Origin of the sequence: Mycobacterium lehmannii (assembly GCF_002245535.1) — a bacterium.
GTDB lineage: Bacteria > Actinomycetota > Actinomycetes > Mycobacteriales > Mycobacteriaceae > Mycobacterium > Mycobacterium lehmannii.
In genome coordinates, this window is the sequence record NZ_NKCN01000069.1 from 1 (window position 1) to 1,119 (window position 1,119).

At 71.8% G+C, this 1,119-nt stretch carries 1 protein-coding gene; it reads right to left on the reverse strand.

Annotated features, from left to right (window positions below; translation table 11 throughout):
- Nucleotides 1-189: 189 nt before the first annotated feature.
- Nucleotides 190-1,119: DUF4192 domain-containing protein (locus CEX87_RS26885; protein WP_094289880.1), on the reverse strand; the 930-nt coding region annotated here is incomplete at its 5' end.

The following is a 1,119-nucleotide window of genomic DNA, read 5'->3' on the forward strand; positions in this document are numbered from 1 at the left end:
CGCGTGACGGGGCCTCGTCGGTCACACTGGGCGACCCAGCTGAACGGTTAAAGGTGAGGGGCTACGGACCACGCCCGCCGCAGGCGGGCATCCGCCGGTCGCACCTAGTGCGCCGGCGCCCGCGCACCGCGAAGACACCACACCAGCCGATGCCCGCACCCTGCGCGGACACCGGCCGGGCGCGGTGGGTTAAGTGCCGGGGTGGGTGTCGGTCAGGACGCGGCGGATCAGGGCGGGCTCGATGCCCGATTCGAGGGCGGCCAGGAGCATGGCGGCCAGGGTGGGCGGTTCGTCGCCGGCGTCGGTGGCCTCGGTGATGGCGATGTCGGCGGCGATTCCGGCGCGGACGGTGTCGTTGATCAGGCAGTAGCAGACTGCGGCGATGGTGAGCGCTTCGGTGCGGGGCCGCCCGCGCAGTTGGCGGGCGATGTGGGTCCACACGTTGGTGGCGGCACGCTCGTGGTCGAGGGCGAGGTGCAGCATCGCGTCGCGGAGGGCGGGGTGGCTGGTGATGAGGATGCCGGCGCGGGTGGACAGGGTGGCGCTGATGTAGCGGCTGGCTCCGGTGAGAGCGTCGGTGATGTCCTCCATGGTGGTGGAGACCAGGACGGCGTGGTCTCCGACGGCGACGGCGGGGGCGGGGGTGATGGGGTCGAACTCGCGCACGAGGTCCTCGCGGCGGGCGGTGAGGATCGCGCCGTCGTGGATGCGCTGCGCGGTCAGCAGCGAGTCGGTGTAGGGGTAGGTGGTTCCGGTGGCTCCGGTGTCGGGGTCGATCCAGGTACCGGCGGCGGTGACGTCGCGGGTGGTGAGGCGGCGGCGGACGGTGATGCCGGCCTCGGTGAGGGAGTCGCGGATGCCGTCGAGGACCACTGCGGCGTGGTCGTCGAGCTCGGCGCTGCAGACGGCCAGGAGCAGGGCGCCGTCGTATTTGGCGGCGTTGAGGTGGCAGGTGCGGGCGAAGCTGGCAGCTTGGCTGGCGCTGATGGTGATGTCGCAGCGGATGGTGACTTTGATGATGGGGGTGCCGTCGGGCTCGGTGCCCAGCAGGTAGACCACGACGCTGTTGGTGGGGGTGAAGCCCAGCAGGGCGGGGGCAGTGGCGATGACGTCGGCGGG